The sequence below is a fragment of the Stappia sp. ICDLI1TA098 genome, assembly GCF_054880955.1.
Genome location: NZ_JBTZBT010000001.1, coordinates 612,142 through 629,940, shown reverse-complemented (window position 1 = coordinate 629,940; position 17,799 = coordinate 612,142). Strand labels below are relative to the sequence as shown.

The following is a 17,799-nucleotide window of genomic DNA, read 5'->3' as shown; positions in this document are numbered from 1 at the left end:
CGGCTATACTCCGCGCATCTTGGCTCGACCGATCGGACTACTGGATGCCGGCTTCCTCCCCCGCGACACTCGACCTCATGCGCAAGGCGCTGCTGCTCCAGCGCGACGGCAAGCCGGCGCGCGCGCGTCCGCTCTACGAGAAGATCCTGAAGACGGAGCCCGGTAACGCCGAGGCCGCCAACCTCCTGGCCCTTTGCTTTGTCGAACAGGGCTTCCCCCGCCGCGCCATCGCCATTCTCGCGCAATTGGTCGCCCATCCCGGCGCCACCTCCCGCCACCTCGCCAATCTGGTCGACCTTGTCGCCGAGCAGGACGGCGCCGCAGCCGCCCTTGTCGTTGCCGACCGCTCCCTTGCGCACATCGACGGGGATGCCGATCTGCTCGCCCGCCTGGCAGTACTGCGTCGCGACGCCGAGGGCGCGCTGGCGGCGCTCGCCGATTTCGACCGGGCATTGCGCGCGGCGCCCGGCAACGCCGATCTCCTGGCCGACTACGCCAGAACGCTGTCCATGGCGGGCCGGCAAGCTGAGGCGGTGAAGGTCGCGGAATTCCTGCTCCAGTCGATCCCGAACCACAGGACCGCCATTCTGGTGTGCGTCGACGCGCTTATCGCGCTCGACCGCGGGGACGAGGCGCTCGCGCTTCTGCTCGAGCAGGACGAGAGCCTGTGCACGATCCCCGACGCCGCCTACCGACTGAGCCGGGCGAATGCCTTCTGGTCGAACGCCCGCTACGAAGAGGCCTTGAGCGAAAGCACCGCCGCGCTCGCCCTCGGCGCCAATGCCCCGCTTGTCCATCTGGTCCACGGCAAGACGCTGTTCAGGCTCGGTCGTTTCGATGAGGCGGTCGCTGCGATCGAGACGGGCCTGGCGCTGGAACCGGAAAACCCCAATCTCGCCTCGACCCTCGGCTTCGTCGAGGTCCGCAAGGGCAATCTCGCGCGCGGATGGGAGCTTCTCGAGACACGCTTCGCCACCGAGCTGCCCGGCCTGATCCACCGCAACTTTGTGCAGCCCGTCTGGGATGGCACGCCAGTCGCAGACGGCGCCGTTCTGCTCTGGTCTGACCAGGGCGTCGGCGATGTCTTCCGCGCCGCCACCATGCTCGAGGAGGCGGCAGCGCGCACGCCGAACGTCATCGTCGAATGCGGCCCCAAGAACCTTCCGATCCTGAGCCGGAACTTTCCCGCGCTCGTCTTCCGCGCCAATGCGCTCGACAAGGCAAGCGGGCGCTCGCCGCACGCAGACTTCGCCGCGCAGATCTCGCTCGGATCGCTGCCCCGCCTGCTGCGCCCGACGCCGGACAGCTTTCCTGACCGGGCCAGGGTCATTGGCGCTGAGCCGGAGCGGCTCGAGCGGTTCTCCCAGCTCCCCGTCTTTTGCGACGGACGTCCGGTGGTCGGGCTGTCCTGGCGCTCGCTGCGAGCAAACAAGCGCCACGCCCACCTCTATATCGGCCTCGAAAGCCTGCGGCCGATCCTCGAGCGCGACGACTGCGTCTTTCTCTCGCTGCAATATGGCGACACCGCCGAGGAACTCGACGATTTCACCGCACGCACCGGCATCGTGATCCACCGCTACGACGAGATCGACATCTTCGACGACCTGGAGAACGCCGCCGCCCTTGCCGCACTGACCGACCTTTACATCGCCCCCGACTGCACCGGCGCGGATATCGCTGCGGTTCTCGGTGTCCCGGTCTGGCGCTATTCGGGCACAACGAGCCCGATCCTCGTCGGCGACGGAAACGCGCCCTGGTATCCCTCGACGACCATTTACGAGGTGCCGCCGGGCGCGCATGCGGACGTGCTGATGCCGCGCATGGCCGCCGACTTCGACAAATGGCGGGCGACATATCCCGGCCGCGCGGCAGTCATCCCCGCCCGCCTCGCTCAGAAATAGGCCTCAAGCCGCTCCAGCGCGATCCAGAAGCCCTCGCCTTCGTTCTTGTGCCCCTGCCACACCTCGGGCACGAAGGACGCCTGCGGGCAGGTCTGGTCCAGCGTTTCGGCGAGATGGGCGAAGTCGATCTCGCCCTCGCCGATCTGAAGCCCCTCGCCGTCGACGCCTTGCGCATCGACCAGGTGCAGATGCGCCGCGTGCGGCCCGACCTCCGCCAGGAAGGCGGAGAAAGACGTGCGCGCGTGGGCACAGGCGAGCTTCGAGTGGGAGACGTCGAGGCAGACGCGCATTCCGTGCTCGGCACAGAACCCGGCAATCTCGCCGCCATCCATGAAGAGATTGTGGAAGCGCTGGCCGCCGAAGTGCCAGGGGAACGGCGGCATCGTTTGCGGGATCAACTCGACGCCCGCCCCGCTGAACCGGGCCAGCGCCTCGCCGACCAGATCATAAAGCCTCTCGCGTTCACCCGCCGGCAGGAACCGGTCCTGGGTGAAGCCGCCGACATTGACGATGACGAGCGGCCGCCCGGTGGTGTCGAAGCGCGGCGCCAGCGCCTCGGTGAGACGCACGACCCGTTCGAGCTCGGTGATCGACTGCCGCCGGTAATCCGCATCGCGGCTCGCCAGATCGAGCACATGGTCGCCGGCAAAGAGCTCCGGGGCATGGACCACGACCCCGAGCGGATAGCGCTCGCGGGTCAGGAAGTCGCCCGGGTCGAGTTCCATGTCCTTGTAGCTGAGGTGAAACTCGACAAGGTCGCAGTTGGTCCGCTCCGCCAGCCGGTCGACATCGTGGAAGCGCACCGGGAGGCCGAAGGGCCGACGGAACGAATAATCCCGCGCGACAACCTCGGGCCGCTCGAGATCGGCGGGAAAGAAGGGCGCGCCCGCCGCCAGGTCGCGTCGCAACACGACGCCGACGAGCCGGTCCCGCTGATAGGGCGGCAGACCGTTGCCGGGGCTGCGCACCGCCACGTCCGCCTCGCCGACGACCGTCCCGCTGGAAAGCGCCCGCGCGGCGACCAGGCTCTTGCCCAGTGTCTCGCGGTTCATCATTTCCCCTTGCGTGACGCGCCTGGGTTTCTGCGAGCCGAGCGCCGCCTCCACATCGCGCGCGCCGTCGACGAAGCGCGCGAACTCGTCCGGCAACAGGCTAACCCGGTGGTCGTTGCCTTCCTGGTTCCGGTCGAAGGTGAAGTGCTTCTCGACGATCGCCGCGCCGCGCGCCACCGCCGCAAGCGCGATGGCGATGCCGCGCTCATGCCCTGAATAGCCGACAGGCGCGCCGCGCCCGATCTCGGCAAGCCGGGCCATGTAGGCGAGATTCACATCCTTCGCCGGCGCCGGATAGGTGGAATTGCAATGCAGCAGCGCATGGGAGGCGCCCTCAAGGCGCAGCAATTGCACCGCATCGACGATCTCCGCCTCGCTCGACATGCCGGTCGAGACGATCATCGGCTTGCGCGTCGCGGCGATTTCCGCAAGCAGGTCGTGGTTGGTGAGGTCGGCCGAGGCGACCTTGTAGCCGCCAAGCCCGTAGCGCTCGAGCCCGGCGAGGCTGGCCCGGTCCCAGGGTGTGCACAGCGCCACCAGGCCGCGGGCGCGCGCATGGTCGAACGCGCGGAAGAGATCGTCGTCGGAAAGCTGGAACCGCGCCAGCAGGTCGAGCGTGTACTGTGCGCCGAGGTCCTGCCGGTCGGCGTCGAGCCGGCCGTAGACTTCCTCCATGTCGCGCATCTGGAACTTGACGCAGTCCGCCCCGGCCGCCGCCGCCGCATCAACGAGGGCAAGGGCCGTCTCCAGGCTGCCGTTGTGGTTGTTGCCGATCTCCGCGATCAGGAACGCCGGATGCCCCGGCCCGATCTCGCGCCCGTCGATGGCAAGGCCCTGCGCGCTGCGGCTGGCGATCGCCACAAGCCGACGCTGCCGGTCAAGAAGCGGAACATATTCGATGCGCTCGGAGAACAGGTCGGCGATGTCGCTCGCGCGCCGCGCCGCCGGTGCCGAGACATATTCCCGGTTCATCGCCTCGCGCACGGGCAGGTCCAGCCTCAGCTCACGCGAGGCAAGCAGCCAGCGACGGAAGTCGCCGTCGGTCAGCACGCCCTCCAGCACCCCGCCCTGGGTCACCGCGAAGACAACGCCCTTGCGGTTGTCGCCGATCTTGTTGAGCGCATGGCCAAGCGTATCGTCGGTGAAGACCACGAAGGGCGTGATGTTGCGCTCAATGATCATGAACAGGCGTGCCTCATCAGTGCCTCGACGACAACCGCGTCGGAGAGGTCGTCAATTTCCCATGATTCGCAAGGCTGTGTCGCGAACATCGCGATCTTGCCGCCAAGCCGGTTGCCGCTCTCCAGCAACACGCTCGCGCGGGTGACGTAGATGGAGCCGGTCTCGCGATAGCGGCGCTCCGCCTCCGCGATGTCCTGGCGGCGCGGCCGGTTCATGTAATCGTAGTGGGCGCGCGGCTCCGCAGGATTGCTCCAGAAGAAGGCATGGCTCTCGCACACCGAGACGAGCGAGTCCGCCCCTTCCCCGACAAGCCGCGCCACAGCCGCGTCGAGCGTGCCGGCAAGTCTTAACGGAGAGGTCGGCTGGAGAAGCATCACCAGAGCCGGAAGGCCTTCCGGACACCAGTTCTTCAGGACGTGAAGCAGAACCGGCTCCGTCGCCGTGTCGTCGCGGGCAAGTTCGGCGGGGCGAAGCGCGGGCACCTCCGCCCCCGCCCTCAGCGCCACATCGGCGATCTCGGCACTGTCCGTGCTGACCACGACCCGGGACACGCTGCGCGCCGCAAGCGCCTGCTCGATAGACCAGACGATCAGCGGCTTGCCATTGATCTTGCGAAGGTTCTTGCCGGGAAGCCCCTTCGAGCCGCCGCGCGCGGGAATGATTGCCAGCACGTCTTCCATCCAGATCTCTCCGCGCAGATTCGCCCTCCCCTTTTTAGCGCCGCCATGTCGGGAAGGCGACCGGTCGCAAGACCTTGATTCAAATGCCTTTCGCTACGGCAACCATGAGTTAACCTTAACCCTCGTTAACCAATTGTTTTTACATGTGATTCTGCTTTCGACGCTTATTCTGGTCCGGCAACGAGGATGCGTTGCACGTTACGGATACCAGAAAGGTACAGAAGATGAGCGTTACTCTTTCCGCTGGCGTGCGTCAGAACCTGCTGACGCTGCAGAAGACCGCCGACATGATGTCGTCGACCCAGAACCGCCTTGCCACCGGCAAGAAGGTCAACTCGGCCCTCGACAACCCGACGAACTTCTTCACCTCCCAGTCGCTCGGCTCGCGCGCCAACGAGCTGTCGAGCCTGCTCGACGGCATCTCCAACGCGACGAAGACGCTGGAAGCTGCCGACAACGGCATCAAGGCGATCTCGAAGCTCGTCGAGAGTGCTCAGTCGACCGCTCGCCAGGCTCTTCAGGATGGCGGCGCCGGCTCCGGCACCGTGGTGGAGAGCTCCTCCTCGATCTCGACCAACGGCCTGACGCCGCAGGCGGGTGAGTCGATCCAGGATCAGGCCAAGCGCCAGACCCTGTCCAACCTCGGCTTCGCCAACGGCGACACCATCACGCTGCAGTCGACCGACACGGCCACCGGCACGGTCTCGAACATCAGCATCACCGTTGGCACCACCCAGAAGGTGGATGGCACCGGCGCTGTCGCGACCGTTCAGGACGCCGTCGACGTGATCAACGCCTCGGGCGTTGCCGCTGCAGAGGTCACCGATGCCGGCAAGCTCAAGGTCACGGGCTCCGACACGGACACGCTGAACCTGTCGATCGTCGACACGGGCGGTGACGCCTCCACGGCGACGACCCAGGCGACCTCGCTGGCCGCCAGCCTCGGCTTCGGCACCAACTCCAACGTCGACCTGTCTTCCCCGGCCGACGGCGACTACACGGATGCCGGCGAAACCGCGGTGACCTTCACCGACGGCGCCACCGCCGGCGATGCCGACACCCTGTCGATCACCACCCAGGCCAACCCGGCCGCGAACTCCGCCACGCGCCAGAAGCTCGTGTCGCAGTTCAACGAGATCCTGGGCCAGATCGACAAGCTTGCCGCCGACTCCAGCTACAACGGCGTCAACCTCATCGACTCCTCCTCGTCGAAGCTCACCGTGGCCTTCAACGAGAAGCGCGATGCGACCAACAAGTCCGAGCTGACCATCTCCGGCAAGGACCTGACGTCTTCGGGCCTCGGCCTGACGAGCGCCTCGACCCTGAGCAACGACGAGGCAAACGCCGCGCTCGACTCGCTCTCGAACGCTCTGTCGACGCTGCGTGAGTCGTCCTCGACCTTCGGCTCGAACCTCAACACCGTGTCGGTCCGCAAGGACTTCACCAAGGACCTGATCAACACCCTGCAGACGGGTGCGGACAACCTGGTGCTCGCCGACACCAACGAGGAAGGCGCCAACCTTCTGGCCCTGCAGACCCGCCAGTCGCTGTCCACGACAGCCCTGTCGCTGTCCTCGCAGGCCGACCAGGCGGTGCTCCGCCTCCTCTAAGGACGGACCGAAAGCACAAGACGGGCGGCGGGATTTCCCGCCGCCCGTTTTTTTGATTCGCTTACCACATGGTTAACAAAGTCCTTGTTGTACTTGCAAAAATCAGGATCGGAACAACGGCCGGTTAACCTTAACTTAGTCATTCGGGACCTACTGTGGCGGTGAGCTTCAGAACGAAGCTTGAGTTCGAATTGGACAGCCCGAAAGGATTTCCGAATGTCCGGCATCACTCTTTCCGCTGGCGTGCGTCAGAACCTCCTGACGCTCCAGAGCACCGCTGACATGATGGCCTCGACGCAGAATCGTCTGGCCACCGGCAAGAAGGTCAACTCGGCCCTCGACAACCCGACCAACTTCTTCACGTCCCAGTCGCTCGGCGCCCGCGCCAACGATCTGAACAACCTGCTCGACGGCATCGGCAACGCCATCAAGACCATCGAGGCGGCCGACAACGGCATCACCGCGATCACCAAGCTGGTCGAGAGCGCCCAGTCGACCGCGCGTCAGGCTCTGCAGGACGGCTCCGCCGGTTCCGGTACCGTGGTGGAGAGCTCCTCCTCGATCTCGACCAACGGCCTTGCTCCGGTCGCTGGTGAATCGATCCAGGATCAGGCCAAGCGCCAGACCCTGTCGAACCTCGGCTTTGCCAATGGCGACACCATCGCCCTGCAGACCACCGACACCAGCTCGGGTGCTGTCTCCAACATCACCGTGACTGTCGGCACCACCCAGAAGGTGGATGGAACCGGCCCGGTCTCGACCGTTCAGGACGTCCTCGACGTGATCAACGCCTCGGGCGTTGCCACGGCAGAGGTCACGGACGCCGGCAAGCTCAAGATCACCGGCACGGACAGCCAGACCGTCAACCTCTCGGTGACGGACGCGGGCGGCGATGCCTCCACGGCAACGACGCAGGCGACCTCGCTGGCCGCCAGCCTCGGCTTCGGCACCAACTCCAACGTCGACCTGTCCACCCCGGCCGATGGTGACTACACGGATGCCGGCGAAACCTCGGTGACCTTCACCGACGGCGCCACCGCCGGCGATGCCGACACCCTGTCGATCACCACCCAGGCCAACCCGGCCTCGAACTCCACCACGCGCCAGAAGCTCGTGTCGCAGTTCAACGACATCTTGGGCCAGATCGACAAGCTTGCCGCCGACTCCAGCTTCAACGGCATCAACCTGATCAACACCTCCTCGTCGAAGCTCACCGTCGCCTTCAACGAGAAGCGCGATGCGACCAACAAGTCGGAGCTGACCGTGCAGGGTGAGGATCTCACCTCGACGGGCCTCAGTGTCTCCAAGGTCTCCAGCCTGAGCAACACTGAAGCCAATAACGCCCTCGACGAACTGTCCCAGGCGCTGGTCACCCTGCGCGAGGCCGGCTCGAAGTTCGGTTCGAACCTCTCCACGGTGCAGGTCCGCAAGGACTACACCAAGGCATCGGTGAACACCCTGCAGACGGGTGCGGACAACCTGGTGCTCGCCGACACCAACGAGGAAGGCGCCAACCTTCTGGCCCTGCAGACCCGCCAGCAGCTGTCCACGACAGCCCTGTCGCTGTCCTCGCAGGCCGACCAGGCGGTGCTGCGTCTCTTCTAAGAGGCCGGCAACAGGACGCGCATACGACACGGACACCGGCTCGAAACGACTCGATCCGTGCAAAATACGAAAGGGCAGTGAGTCGCGACTCACTGCCCTTTTTGCATGTTCAGCCGAACTCCAGACCGATCCCCGCTCGCGATTGCACGCCTGAGGCCGGGATTCAGCCCCGATTCCGGTAACCTTTGTTGCGTTTCTCTAAATTTCCGCAAGATGCAAGACGCCCGTTAACCTCTTGTTAAAGATAATCTCAGAACGTCGTTAACGAACCTTAATATGGGGCAGCCCGTCCAAGGGGCGTCGCGAGAGGATTACCAAATGTCCGACATCACGCTTTCAGCTGGCGTGCGTCAGAACCTGTTGACGCTTCAGAAGACCGCCGACATGATGAATCTTACCCAGAACCGCCTTGCGACGGGTAAGAAGGTCAACTCGGCTCTTGACAATCCGACCAACTTCTTCACCTCGCAGACGCTGGGTGCCCGCGCCAACGATCTGAGCAACCTGCTCGACGGCATCGGCAACGCCATCAAGACCATCGAGGCGGCCGACAACGGCATCACCGCGATCACCAAGCTGGTCGAGAGCGCCCAGTCGACCGCGCGTCAGGCCCTGCAGGACGGCGGCGCCGGATCCGGTACGGTCATCGAGAGCTCCTCGTCGATCTCCACCAACGGCCTTGCGCCGGTTGCAGGCGAGACGATCCAGGATCAGGCCAAGCGCCAGACGCTGGCCAACCTCGGCTTCGCCAACGGTGACACGCTGACGGTCAACACGACCAACACCGACACCGGTTCGGTCTCGAACATCAACATCACCGTCGGCACCACCCAGAAGGTGGATGGCACCGGCCCGGTCACGACCGTTCAGGACGTTCTCGACGTGATCAACGCCTCGGGCGTTGCCACGGCAGAGGTCACGGACGCCGGCAAGCTCAAGATCACCGGCTCCGACGCCGAGACGGTCAACCTGTCGATCGTCGACGCGGGCGGCGACGCCTCCACGGCAACGACGCAGGCGACCTCGCTGGCCGCCAGCCTCGGCTTCGGCACCAACTCCAACATCGACCTGTCGACCCCGGCCGATGGCGACTACACGGATGCCGGCGAAACCTCGGTGACCTTCACCGACGGCGCCACCGCCGGCGATGCCGACACCCTGTCGATCACCACCCAGGCCAACCCGGCCTCGAACTCCTCCACGCGCCAGAAGCTCGTGTCGCAGTTCAACGACATCCTGGGCCAGATCGACAAGCTTGCCGCCGACAGCAGCTTCAACGGCATCAACCTGATCAACTCCTCGTCGTCGAAGCTTACCGTCGCCTTCAACGAGAAGCGCGACTCGGCGACCAAGTCGGAGCTGAAGCTGAGCGGCGAGGACCTGACGGCCTCCGGCCTCAGCATCACCCAGGTCTCCAGCCTGAGCGACTCGGAGGCGAACAACGCCCTCGACGAGCTGTCCGAGGCGCTGATCACCCTGCGCGAGGCCGGCTCCAAGTTCGGCTCCAGCCTGTCGACGGTGCAGATCCGCCAGGACTTCACCAAGGCCGCCATCAACACCCTGCAGACGGGTGCGGACAATCTGGTGCTCGCCGACACCAACGAGGAAGGCGCCAACCTTCTGGCCCTGCAGACCCGCCAGCAGCTGTCCACGACAGCCCTGTCGCTGTCCTCGCAGGCCGACCAGGCGGTTCTCAAGCTCTTCTAATCGTGAAGTACACGGCAAATATTACCGGGCGGCAAGGAAACTTGCCGCCTTTCTTCTTTACAAGAAGCCGTTTATTACTTGCAAGAATCGAAGCCCTGTGAGAATCTAATTTCATGGCACTGAAGATCGAACTTCGTCCTCGCGAGCGTTTCATAGTTGGCTCCACGGTCATCACCAATGGAGACCATCGAACGCATATCTTCATCGAGGGCAACGAGCCGATCCTTCGTGAAAAAGACATCTACACGGCTGAAACGGCGAACACGCCGGCCAGGCGTATCTACCTGGCGGTGCAGCTCATGTACCTCAACCAGGACATCGAGCGGCACAGGCAGATCTACTTCGAGCTGATCAACGACCTGATCCAGGCGGCCCCCAGCGCCATGAAGCTGGTGGATGCAATCAATAATGAGATCTTAACCGGATCTCTCTACGCTGCCCTGAGACGGGCTCGCGACTTGGTCGAGTACGAACGGGAACTGATCGCACATGCACAATCTGGCAACGGCAGCATATCAGCAAACGTCGCAGAAGACGGCAAACCCGCGTGAGCTCGAGGCAACGCTTCTGCTCAGGGCCGCGGCTCGTCTGCAGGCTGTAAAGGACGACTGGGAGGCGGATACCCCCTCCTCGCTCGACGCAGCCCTGTCCTACAACCGGCGTCTGTGGACCATCCTCGCGACCTCGGTCACCAGCAACGACAACCCGTTGCCGGTCGAGATCAAGCAGAACCTCGGCTCCCTCGGCGCCTTCATCTTCAAGCATACGCTTGACGTGATGGCCGACCCGAAGCCCGACAGGTTGACGACACTGATCCAGATCAACCGCAACATCGCTCTGGGTCTGCGCGGCAACTGATCCGCTCATGCGGCGCGCCTGGCGCGCATCACACATGCTCGCGAACGCCGGCCTCCTCCTGGGCCGGCGTTCGTGTTTCTGCAGGCCGCCTGCCCCCGTATTCCCTACCCCGGCCCCTCCCGACGCCTGCGGCACGGTCCAGCAGGCTCGCTCCTTCTTCTCCCCTCTCCAAAAGCAGGGGCTGAGACCATGTCCCGGCGCAAACGAAAACCGCCCCCCGGAGTGTTCCGGGAGGCGGCAGGATGTCGCGAAGAAGGCTTCCGCCGGCTTCAGAGATACTTCGACAGGGACATGTTCAACGTGATGCTGGTCGCCTGATAGCTCACCTCCAGCGAGGTTCTGAGCGTCAACAGCTTCACCGCCGCGGCATCCTTGTCGACGCCCTCGATGCCGTCGATGGCGGCATTGAGCGTGCTCTCCTCGATCTTGTAACGGCTCTTCGCATCGGCGACAGCCCGCTGGGCGGACACGAACTCCATGTGATTGGAGCGAATGCCCGATGCCTGATCGCCGTCCGGCGTCAGCCCGTTGTAGGAGCGCTTCGCCATCGACTTGTAGAATTCCTGGTTCTCCGTCGTGGAGTTGGAGAAATCGGAGGCGACGAAGGCGGCCAGCGACTGCACCACCTCCCGATAGCCGTCCTCATTCGCCCTGGCGCCGTAGCGCACGGTCAGGTTCTCGTCGATCTGGGAGCTCATGTCGGAGCGCGCGCTGGTCGAGGAATTGTCACCGGAGTACCAGGCCACGGTGTCGGCCGTGCCGTCGCGCACGGTCGTCGCCGTGGTGAAGTCGACCGGAGGCCCGGCGCTCGGCACGACGCGCGCCAGCGGCTGGTAGCCCGGCGGCACCGGCGACTTCGGAGCGGTGTCGAACACCGCGTCGGAGGCCCGCATCGTCGAGGCCGCCTTCAGCTCCGTGTTCGCCACCTTGGACAGGGCGCTGTCGAGCGCCGTCTGGAAGTTCGCCGCCGTGTCGGCCGGCGTCGCTCCGCGGTTGAACGTGAACTCGTTGGCCTGCTCGCCGCCGGCGACCGCCAGCTTCACCTCGGTCTGGCTGCCGTCCGGCAGGTTGACGAACACGCGGATCGCCTGCCCGGGTTCGGGCTGGCCGGTGAAATCGACATCGAGCGAAGCCGGCGGCCCCGCTGTCTGGGTCACCGTGGCGTTGGACAGGCCCGATGCGACGCTGTCGATCTTGAAGCCGAAGGGATGCGCCCCGTCCTCGGACAGCGTCACCTGGGTGCCGGCCGTCGCAGTCGTCATCCGGCCGTTGCCGAGCGCACCGAGATCGGCCTGATTGTATTCGGAGATCACCGTCTTCAGGCCGGCGAAGTTGCCGTCGCCCTCAAGGATGTAATCGAGGCTCTGGACAGGCGTCGTGTCCGCGGCCTTGCCCGAGAACAGGAACCGCCCGCCCACGTCCGTGTTGAGATGCGCCATGAACTCCCGCAGCGAGATTTCCGCCGAGGTCTGCGAGGAACTGCGGCCGTTGCTGAAGAGCTCGAAATTGTTCTGGTCGGTCGAGGCCTTCGCCTCGATGCGGATGGCCTCCAGTCGTTCGCTGGTCTTGTCGAGCGTGTCGAGACGGAGGCTCGCCAGGTCGATCGTCTGCTTGTAGACGCCAATCTGAGAAAGCTGCTGCTTGATCGACAGGTCGAGCACGCGCTCCGACCCCAGGCCGCCATATGTGGTGGCGCGCTTGCCGGTGCCGATCTGCTCCTGCAGCGTGTCCATCTGCGAACGAAGGTTGGTGAGATAAGAAACCTGCGAAGGCATCGCAAGGCTGCCATACATGTTGATCGCCATGGGTCCTAACTCCGCATCAGAATGTCATAGAGCTCGCGCACGACCTGCATCACCCGGGCGTTGGCCGCATAGGCGTTCTGCAACTGCACAAGCTGCGAGAGCTCTTCGTCCATGTTGACCTTGGACGAGCTGTCGAGCCGCGTCTTGAGATTTGCCGTCACCACGTCCTGGCCGGTCGCGGTGGCGTTGGCCTGGGAGGCCTTGCTGCTCTGGTAGGAGACCGAGGCGGTGACGAAGTCGTTGATCGTCCCCTTGAAGACGGAGTTTCTTCCGCCGATCTTGGTGCCCGGCGCATAGGCGAAATCGGTCTTCGTCAGCTTGTCGAGGATCGCCTGCGGCCGGGTCGTGTCGCCGTTCTCGACGTCCGGCGCGTACTTCACCAGAAGCGAGGGGTCGTCCAGGATCTCCTGGGAAACGCGGATGCGCGCCGCGAAGCCGGTGACGTTCGGTCGACCGTCACCGATACCGGTGAAGGGCTGGCCGTTGTCATCGACGAAAAGGGGCAGCGCGTCCGCGGCCGTGCCGGTGCCGGAAACCGTTTCCTGCGCGGCGGCCGAGGTGATGCGCGTCGCGGCCGGCGTCGCCGCCTCCATCCGCAGCGTCGTTCCGGCCGGATTGGTGAAGTTCAGCACGCCCGCGCCGATGCGCGAATCGCCGTCGACCGCCGCCTGGATGCCGGCGGCGATGGTGCCGTAGTTGCCGCTGGAAAAATCGACGGCAAGGAAGATGTCGTCACTGTCGGAGGTCTTGGTGAGCGCCGGATCTTCCGTGCCGTCGCTGCGATAGACCGTCACCGACTTGGTGCGCCCGGTTGCCACATCCTTGACGTCGAAGGTCAGGCTGTCGCCGGGCTGCATGTTGGCGAGATCGAGCTCGTAGCCCGTCTGCGTTCCGGTCGCCGGATAGGGCGTGCCGGCCTGTTCGTGCGTCGAGAAGGCGCGCGCCATCGTCGCCGCGAGCGCGTCGAGCTGCGCCTGCGCGTCGGTCAGCGCCTCGTCGCGCATACTGACCAGCCCGAGAAGCGATCCGCTTTTCAGCGAACGCGTCGCCAGCAGGTCGATCTGGCTGCCCTCGGCGTTTTCCAGCACGATCGTGCCGACGCCCCGGTCGTTGCCATCGATGGAATAGAGCGCGTTGGCATTGATGCTGCCGCGTCCATCGAACTTCATCTTCATCACGTCGACGTCGTAGAGGAGCGTGCCGCCACCCGTGTGGATGCGCACGCCGCCCTGTTCGGTCGGTTTCACCTCGATGTCGAGATAGGTCGAGAGCTCTTCGAGCAGCATGTCGCGCTCGTCCATCAGCCCGACCGGCTGTTCGCCGTTCTGGCTCGAGGCGACCACCTGACGGTCGAGCTTCTGGATCTCGCCCAGAAGATCGTTGACCCGGGTAACCTGTTCACCGATCTGCGCTTCCGTTTCCTGGCGCATCGCCTGGATTTCGGAGGACATGTCGTTGATGCGGTTGACCAACGTCTGGGCGTTGCGCATGACGTCGAGCCGGTAGCTCTGGTCCTCGGGACCGGAAGCAAGCTGCGACATGGATGCGACGAAGCTGTTGACCCCAGACGAAATCGAGCTGGGATCCTGGATCGTGCCGAAGAGCTGGTCGAGGCGCGACGTGTATTGCTTCGCGACGCTCGAATACCCCTGCTCCGCCAGCGAGGTCCGGTACTGGGTCTGGATCGCCTTGTCGAGGAAACGGCTCATGGTCGTGGTGTCGACGCCCGTGACCCTGCCGTTGCCGTCATAGGCAACAGTCGCCGAGAGGCTCTTGCGCGTGTAGCCGATCGTGTTCGCGTTGGCGATATTGGTCGACGTCACTTCGAGCTGGCGCTGATTGAACCCCAGTCCGAGCAGAGCTGTATTGAGAGCGCTACCTAGTCCCATTGCCGTACCCGCGCCTGTCCTGGTGCACGTGTCCGCCCGGCCACGATCGGCCGGGCGGTGGAGTGATCACGCCGATCAGCGGATCATGTTGATCGCTTCCTTGAGCATCTGGTCGGCCGAGGTGACGATCTTGGTGTTCGCCGAATAGGCCTGCTGCGTCACGATCAGCTGCGAGAACTGGTCGGCGATGTCGGCATTCGATGCCTCGAGCCGCTTGCCGACGATCTTGCCGGTGGCGCCGGCGATCGGCTCGCCGGACTCCGGCGTGACCTCGAAGACACCGCCGTCGCGGCGCTCAAGCCACGCCTCGCCGGAGAACGACACGAGCGAGATCTCATAGAGTTCGCGCGTGCGGCCGTTCGAGTAGGAGGCCACCAGACGCCCCGCCTCGGACACGGTAACGCCGGTCAGGTCACCCGAGGGATAGCCATTCTGCGTCAGCTTGGAGATGTTGGAGGTACCGTTGCTGTCGGAATACTGGGTCAGCGCGTTGGTGCCGAAGTCGAGCGTCACGTCGCCAACCGTTTCGCCGTCGACGGAAAGGTTGGTGAGCGCCATGTTGTTGCTCGCCGGAACCAGCATGCGGCCGCCGTTGGTCGTGCCGGAATCGAACTGGGCGTCGGAAACCTTGGTCCACTTCGTGGCGGTGCCGGAGGCATCCGAATCCGTCAGGTAGTAGAGCGACCAGGTGTCTTCCTGGGTGCCGTTGGACTCGAAGGTTTTCGCCCAGCGCATCTGCACGTTCACCGGCGTGCCGCTCGAGTTGTAGACGGTGATCGCCTCGCCGGCGATCGAGGAGTTCAGGAACGAAACCTCGTCATCGGCGCTGATCGTGTCGACGCCGACGATCTCGCCCACGGCGGCGGCATCAGGCGCGGCACCCGTCGAGGCCTTGGTCAGCCCGGTGGCGAGCAGATCGTCGCCGCCGGCAAGCTTTGCGCTCGTCTGCGGCACCGTCGGCAGGTTGCCCTCGTAGCGGATACGGTCGGTCTGCACGGCCGGGATCACCGACGTGTCGATCGTCATGATCTCGGGAACCGAGCCGGAGACGTTCTTGGTCACCGGATCGATCGGCTGACCCATCAGGTAATAGCCGGCCTTGTTGACCAGACGGCCTTCCTTGTCGACCTCGAAGTCGCCGCGGCGCGTGTAGAGATCATTGCCGGTGAAGATCGACCGGCCGTCGACCTCGCCCGCCCGCGCCTGGACGACAAAATAGCCGGAGCCATTGACCGCCATGTAGGTATTGACGTCGACCTGCTGAAGATCGCCCTGCAGGCCGTTGGTCGCCCGCGAACTGGCGGACACGGTGCCTGCGAGCTGACCGGTCTGAGCGCCGGTGCCTCCGCCGACAAGATCCGAGAACGACGTGTCGAGACGCTTGTAGCCCGTCGTCGACGCATTCGCGATGTTGCCGGAGATGTTCTCCAGCGCGTAAGCCTGCGCGGTCAGGCCGGAGACCGCCGCATTCAATGCACCAAAAACACCCATCTGAACCTCCAGGACGCATGGATGGCCATGCCGGCGACAAATCCCTGCCGGCCTCGGCTGAGCAGTTCGCAAACCCTGTGCCAATCCGGAAAAATCACTCAACAAATTGAAAATAAAAGCTTTTCTAAAAAACCGCCTCTCATCGCCGGCGGCAGGCGGCAGCTTTGACCAGATCTTCCCCGGCAACAAATGCCGGCCGGGCGGCGCATCCCGGCAGGTCTTGCGCGTCTCTGGCGCGCCACCTACTGTGCCGGCGGACAGAACGGATCAGGGGAATTTCATGCGTTTCGAGGGCACCTCCGGCTATGTGGCGACCGAGGATCTGCGCATTGCCGTCAACGCGGCGGTTGCGCTTCAAAGGCCGCTTCTGGTGAAGGGAGAACCTGGCACCGGCAAAACGGTGCTCGCTCAGGAAATCGCCGATGCCCTCGGGTCCAGGCTCCTCGAATGGCACATCAAGTCGACGACCAGGGCGCAGCAGGGGCTTTACGAGTATGACGCCGTCTCGCGTCTGCGCGACAGCCAGCTCGGCGACGACCGGGTGCACGATATTTCCAACTACATCCGCAAGGGCAAGCTCTGGGAGGCCTTCGCGTCCGAGGACCGACCCGTCCTGCTGATCGACGAGATCGACAAGGCCGACATCGAGTTTCCCAACGATCTTCTCCAGGAACTCGACCGCATGGAGTTCCATGTCTACGAGACCGGGGAGACCGTGAAGGCGCGCCAGCGCCCAGTGGTGATCATCACCTCCAACAACGAGAAGGAGCTTCCCGACGCGTTCCTGCGCCGCTGCTTCTTCCATTACATCTCCTTCCCCGACACCCAGACGATGCGCCAGATCGTCGACGTGCATTTCCCCGGGCTCAAGGAGGCGCTTCTCGCCGAGGCTCTCAAGACCTTCTACAATCTGCGCGATCTGCCCGGCCTGAAGAAGAAGCCCTCGACCTCGGAGCTGCTCGACTGGATCAAGCTGCTCCTCAACGAGGACATCGACCCGGCGACCCTGCGCGAGACCGATGCAAAGAAGCTCATTCCGCCGCTTCACGGCGCACTGCTGAAAAACGAGCAGGACGTTCATCTCTTCGAGCGCCTCGCCTTCCTCAATCGGCGCGACGGGCGCTAGGACACGAAAAAGGGAGGCCGACGGGATGCACCACAACGCCAGAGGCCGCGACAACGCGGCCCGCAGCATCCTGACCGCCGCCGCCATCGTCGCGACCGCGGTCTGCCCCGCAGCCGCGCAAAGGTCGGGATCGGCCCTTTCCGACGCCGGCTGGAAGACCGTCGCCAACGGCATGCGCCATTTCACCGGCCTCACCTGCCCCGACCGCGTCGGCTCGCTCAGCCGGCTGCAGGTGCTTCCAAGCTCGGCCGACCGGGTGGCCGGCTGCATCTACCAGAGCGACACGGGCATTTCGGCGATCCTGCGCAGCCACCCGAGCGGCAACAGCGCGCAGGCCGCACGGGAGTTCGAGACCCGCTACGGCGAGGCCGGCTTCTCGCGCCTGTCCGCCACCGGCGCCGCCGCCAGCGGCATCTCCTTCAAAACCGGCGAGACCCGCAACGGCACACGCTGCGAGACGCTCTGGCGGTTCCACGCCCGCGCGTCCGACTACACCTTGTGGATGTCCTACACCCTGCCCCAACAGGAAACGACGATCGGCCCGCTCGTCACTGCCTTCGCCGCCCAGCTCGCCGAAAACGGGCGCTGAGAGCGCGCCTCACGCCCGTCGAGACACAAGGCGACCGAGCACGGTGCGCCCGCGCCGGCCCACCCGGCTGTGACGCCGAAGAGAGAAAACCCGGAGCCCTCGCGCCGCTCGCCTTCTCGATCTGGCGCAACACCATGACCGCTCCGCCCAGGCCGGCCCCGCATCCGTTCCAGATATCCGACCACCACTTCCACACGCCCAGAATCAGTCGCACGCAGATCGAACTTGCGCAATGTGACCGCGCTCGACAGCGGCATGCGCGAGCAGGCCGAGGCAAGGAGGAGCACGGCGGACAGTCAGGCCG

The 17,799-nt window shown here is 64.8% G+C and carries 13 protein-coding genes; 8 read left to right on the top strand and 5 right to left on the bottom strand.

Annotated elements, in window-relative coordinates; translation table 11 throughout:
* Positions 1 to 44: 44 nt before the first annotated feature.
* Positions 45 to 1,901 (top strand): tetratricopeptide repeat protein, encoded by a 1,857-nt coding sequence (locus ACSLUQ_RS02700; protein ID WP_461807643.1) that lies wholly within the window; start codon positions 45 to 47, stop codon positions 1,899 to 1,901.
* On the opposite strand, the gene ACSLUQ_RS02695 is transcribed toward ACSLUQ_RS02700, so the two are convergent.
* A complete protein-coding gene (locus ACSLUQ_RS02695) occupies positions 1,892 to 4,135 on the bottom strand; it encodes an N-acetylneuraminate synthase family protein (RefSeq protein ID WP_461807642.1) in 2,244 nt (747 codons plus the stop codon). The two genes, ACSLUQ_RS02700 and ACSLUQ_RS02695, sit on opposite strands and share 10 nt — an antisense overlap.
* Positions 4,132 to 4,815 carry an acylneuraminate cytidylyltransferase family protein gene (locus tag ACSLUQ_RS02690; protein ID WP_417770871.1) on the bottom strand — a complete coding sequence of 228 codons (684 nt, stop codon included), beginning with the start codon at positions 4,813 to 4,815 and terminating at the stop codon, positions 4,132 to 4,134. The genes ACSLUQ_RS02695 and ACSLUQ_RS02690 overlap by 4 nt, the downstream gene beginning before the upstream one ends.
* A 224-nt stretch (positions 4,816 to 5,039) precedes the next feature.
* On the opposite strand from ACSLUQ_RS02690, the gene ACSLUQ_RS02685 reads away from it, so the two are divergent.
* The 5 genes from ACSLUQ_RS02685 (at position 5,040) to flaF (ending at position 10,595) form a co-directional block, all read left to right on the top strand.
* Positions 5,040 to 6,425 (top strand): flagellin N-terminal helical domain-containing protein, encoded by a 1,386-nt coding sequence (locus ACSLUQ_RS02685; protein WP_417770872.1) that lies wholly within the window; start codon positions 5,040 to 5,042, stop codon positions 6,423 to 6,425.
* Positions 6,426 to 6,641: 216 nt separating this feature from the next.
* A complete protein-coding gene (locus ACSLUQ_RS02680; protein ID WP_461807641.1) occupies positions 6,642 to 8,030 on the top strand; it encodes a flagellin N-terminal helical domain-containing protein in 1,389 nt (462 codons plus the stop codon).
* Positions 8,031 to 8,348: 318 nt separating this feature from the next.
* A complete protein-coding gene (locus ACSLUQ_RS02675; protein WP_461807640.1) occupies positions 8,349 to 9,737 on the top strand; it encodes a flagellin N-terminal helical domain-containing protein in 1,389 nt (462 codons plus the stop codon).
* 113 nt (positions 9,738 to 9,850) lie between these two features.
* Entirely contained in the window at positions 9,851 to 10,288 is a 438-nt protein-coding gene (gene flbT / locus ACSLUQ_RS02670; RefSeq protein WP_417770874.1) for a flagellar biosynthesis repressor FlbT, read from the top strand.
* On the top strand, positions 10,227 to 10,595 hold the full coding sequence (gene flaF, locus ACSLUQ_RS02665) for a flagellar biosynthesis regulator FlaF (RefSeq protein WP_417770875.1): 369 nt from the start codon (positions 10,227 to 10,229) through the stop codon (positions 10,593 to 10,595). Before flbT ends, flaF begins: the two co-directional genes overlap by 62 nt.
* Before the next feature lie 269 nt (positions 10,596 to 10,864).
* On the opposite strand, the gene ACSLUQ_RS02660 is transcribed toward flaF, so the two are convergent.
* From ACSLUQ_RS02660 to ACSLUQ_RS02650, 3 genes are all read right to left on the bottom strand, one after another.
* On the bottom strand, positions 10,865 to 12,400 hold the full coding sequence (locus tag ACSLUQ_RS02660) for a flagellin N-terminal helical domain-containing protein (RefSeq protein WP_417770876.1): 1,536 nt from the start codon (positions 12,398 to 12,400) through the stop codon (positions 10,865 to 10,867).
* Positions 12,401 to 12,405: 5 nt separating this feature from the next.
* Positions 12,406 to 14,289: a flagellar hook-associated protein FlgK gene (gene flgK, locus ACSLUQ_RS02655; RefSeq protein ID WP_461807639.1), complete on the bottom strand. Its 1,884-nt coding sequence runs from the start codon at positions 14,287 to 14,289 to the stop codon at positions 12,406 to 12,408.
* Positions 14,290 to 14,364: 75 nt separating this feature from the next.
* Positions 14,365 to 15,780 carry a flagellar hook protein FlgE gene (locus ACSLUQ_RS02650; RefSeq protein ID WP_417770878.1) on the bottom strand — a complete coding sequence of 472 codons (1,416 nt, stop codon included), beginning with the start codon at positions 15,778 to 15,780 and terminating at the stop codon, positions 14,365 to 14,367.
* A 280-nt stretch (positions 15,781 to 16,060) separates the two neighbouring features.
* Here ACSLUQ_RS02650 and ACSLUQ_RS02645 point away from each other — a divergent pair, with 280 nt between their 5' ends.
* Together ACSLUQ_RS02645 and ACSLUQ_RS02640 are read left to right on the top strand one after the other, a co-directional pair.
* Positions 16,061 to 16,906 (top strand): AAA family ATPase, encoded by an 846-nt coding sequence (locus ACSLUQ_RS02645; RefSeq protein WP_461807638.1) that lies wholly within the window; start codon positions 16,061 to 16,063, stop codon positions 16,904 to 16,906.
* A gap of 25 nt (positions 16,907 to 16,931) precedes the next feature.
* The gene (locus ACSLUQ_RS02640; RefSeq protein WP_461807637.1) at positions 16,932 to 17,495 is read left to right on the top strand and encodes a hypothetical protein; all 564 of its coding nucleotides are present in this window, start codon (positions 16,932 to 16,934) and stop codon (positions 17,493 to 17,495) included.
* The last annotated feature ends 304 nt before the right edge of the window (positions 17,496 to 17,799 follow it).

Excerpts from the sequence above, each read along its gene's own strand:
- ACSLUQ_RS02700 (WP_461807643.1), top strand. The coding sequence starts at position 45 with ATGCCGGCTTCCTCCCCCGCGACACTCGACCTCATGCGCAAGGCGCTG.
- ACSLUQ_RS02695 (WP_461807642.1), bottom strand. The coding sequence starts at position 4,135 with ATGATCATTGAGCGCAACATCACGCCCTTCGTGGTCTTCACCGACGAT.
- ACSLUQ_RS02690 (WP_417770871.1), bottom strand. The coding sequence starts at position 4,815 with ATGGAAGACGTGCTGGCAATCATTCCCGCGCGCGGCGGCTCGAAGGGG.
- ACSLUQ_RS02685 (WP_417770872.1), top strand. The coding sequence starts at position 5,040 with ATGAGCGTTACTCTTTCCGCTGGCGTGCGTCAGAACCTGCTGACGCTG.
- ACSLUQ_RS02680 (WP_461807641.1), top strand. The coding sequence starts at position 6,642 with ATGTCCGGCATCACTCTTTCCGCTGGCGTGCGTCAGAACCTCCTGACG.
- ACSLUQ_RS02675 (WP_461807640.1), top strand. The coding sequence starts at position 8,349 with ATGTCCGACATCACGCTTTCAGCTGGCGTGCGTCAGAACCTGTTGACG.
- flbT (WP_417770874.1), top strand. The coding sequence starts at position 9,851 with ATGGCACTGAAGATCGAACTTCGTCCTCGCGAGCGTTTCATAGTTGGC.
- flaF (WP_417770875.1), top strand. The coding sequence starts at position 10,227 with ATGCACAATCTGGCAACGGCAGCATATCAGCAAACGTCGCAGAAGACG.
- ACSLUQ_RS02660 (WP_417770876.1), bottom strand. The coding sequence starts at position 12,400 with ATGGCGATCAACATGTATGGCAGCCTTGCGATGCCTTCGCAGGTTTCT.
- flgK (WP_461807639.1), bottom strand. The coding sequence starts at position 14,289 with ATGGGACTAGGTAGCGCTCTCAATACAGCTCTGCTCGGACTGGGGTTC.
- ACSLUQ_RS02650 (WP_417770878.1), bottom strand. The coding sequence starts at position 15,780 with ATGGGTGTTTTTGGTGCATTGAATGCGGCGGTCTCCGGCCTGACCGCG.
- ACSLUQ_RS02645 (WP_461807638.1), top strand. The coding sequence starts at position 16,061 with ATGCGTTTCGAGGGCACCTCCGGCTATGTGGCGACCGAGGATCTGCGC.
- ACSLUQ_RS02640 (WP_461807637.1), top strand. The coding sequence starts at position 16,932 with ATGCACCACAACGCCAGAGGCCGCGACAACGCGGCCCGCAGCATCCTG.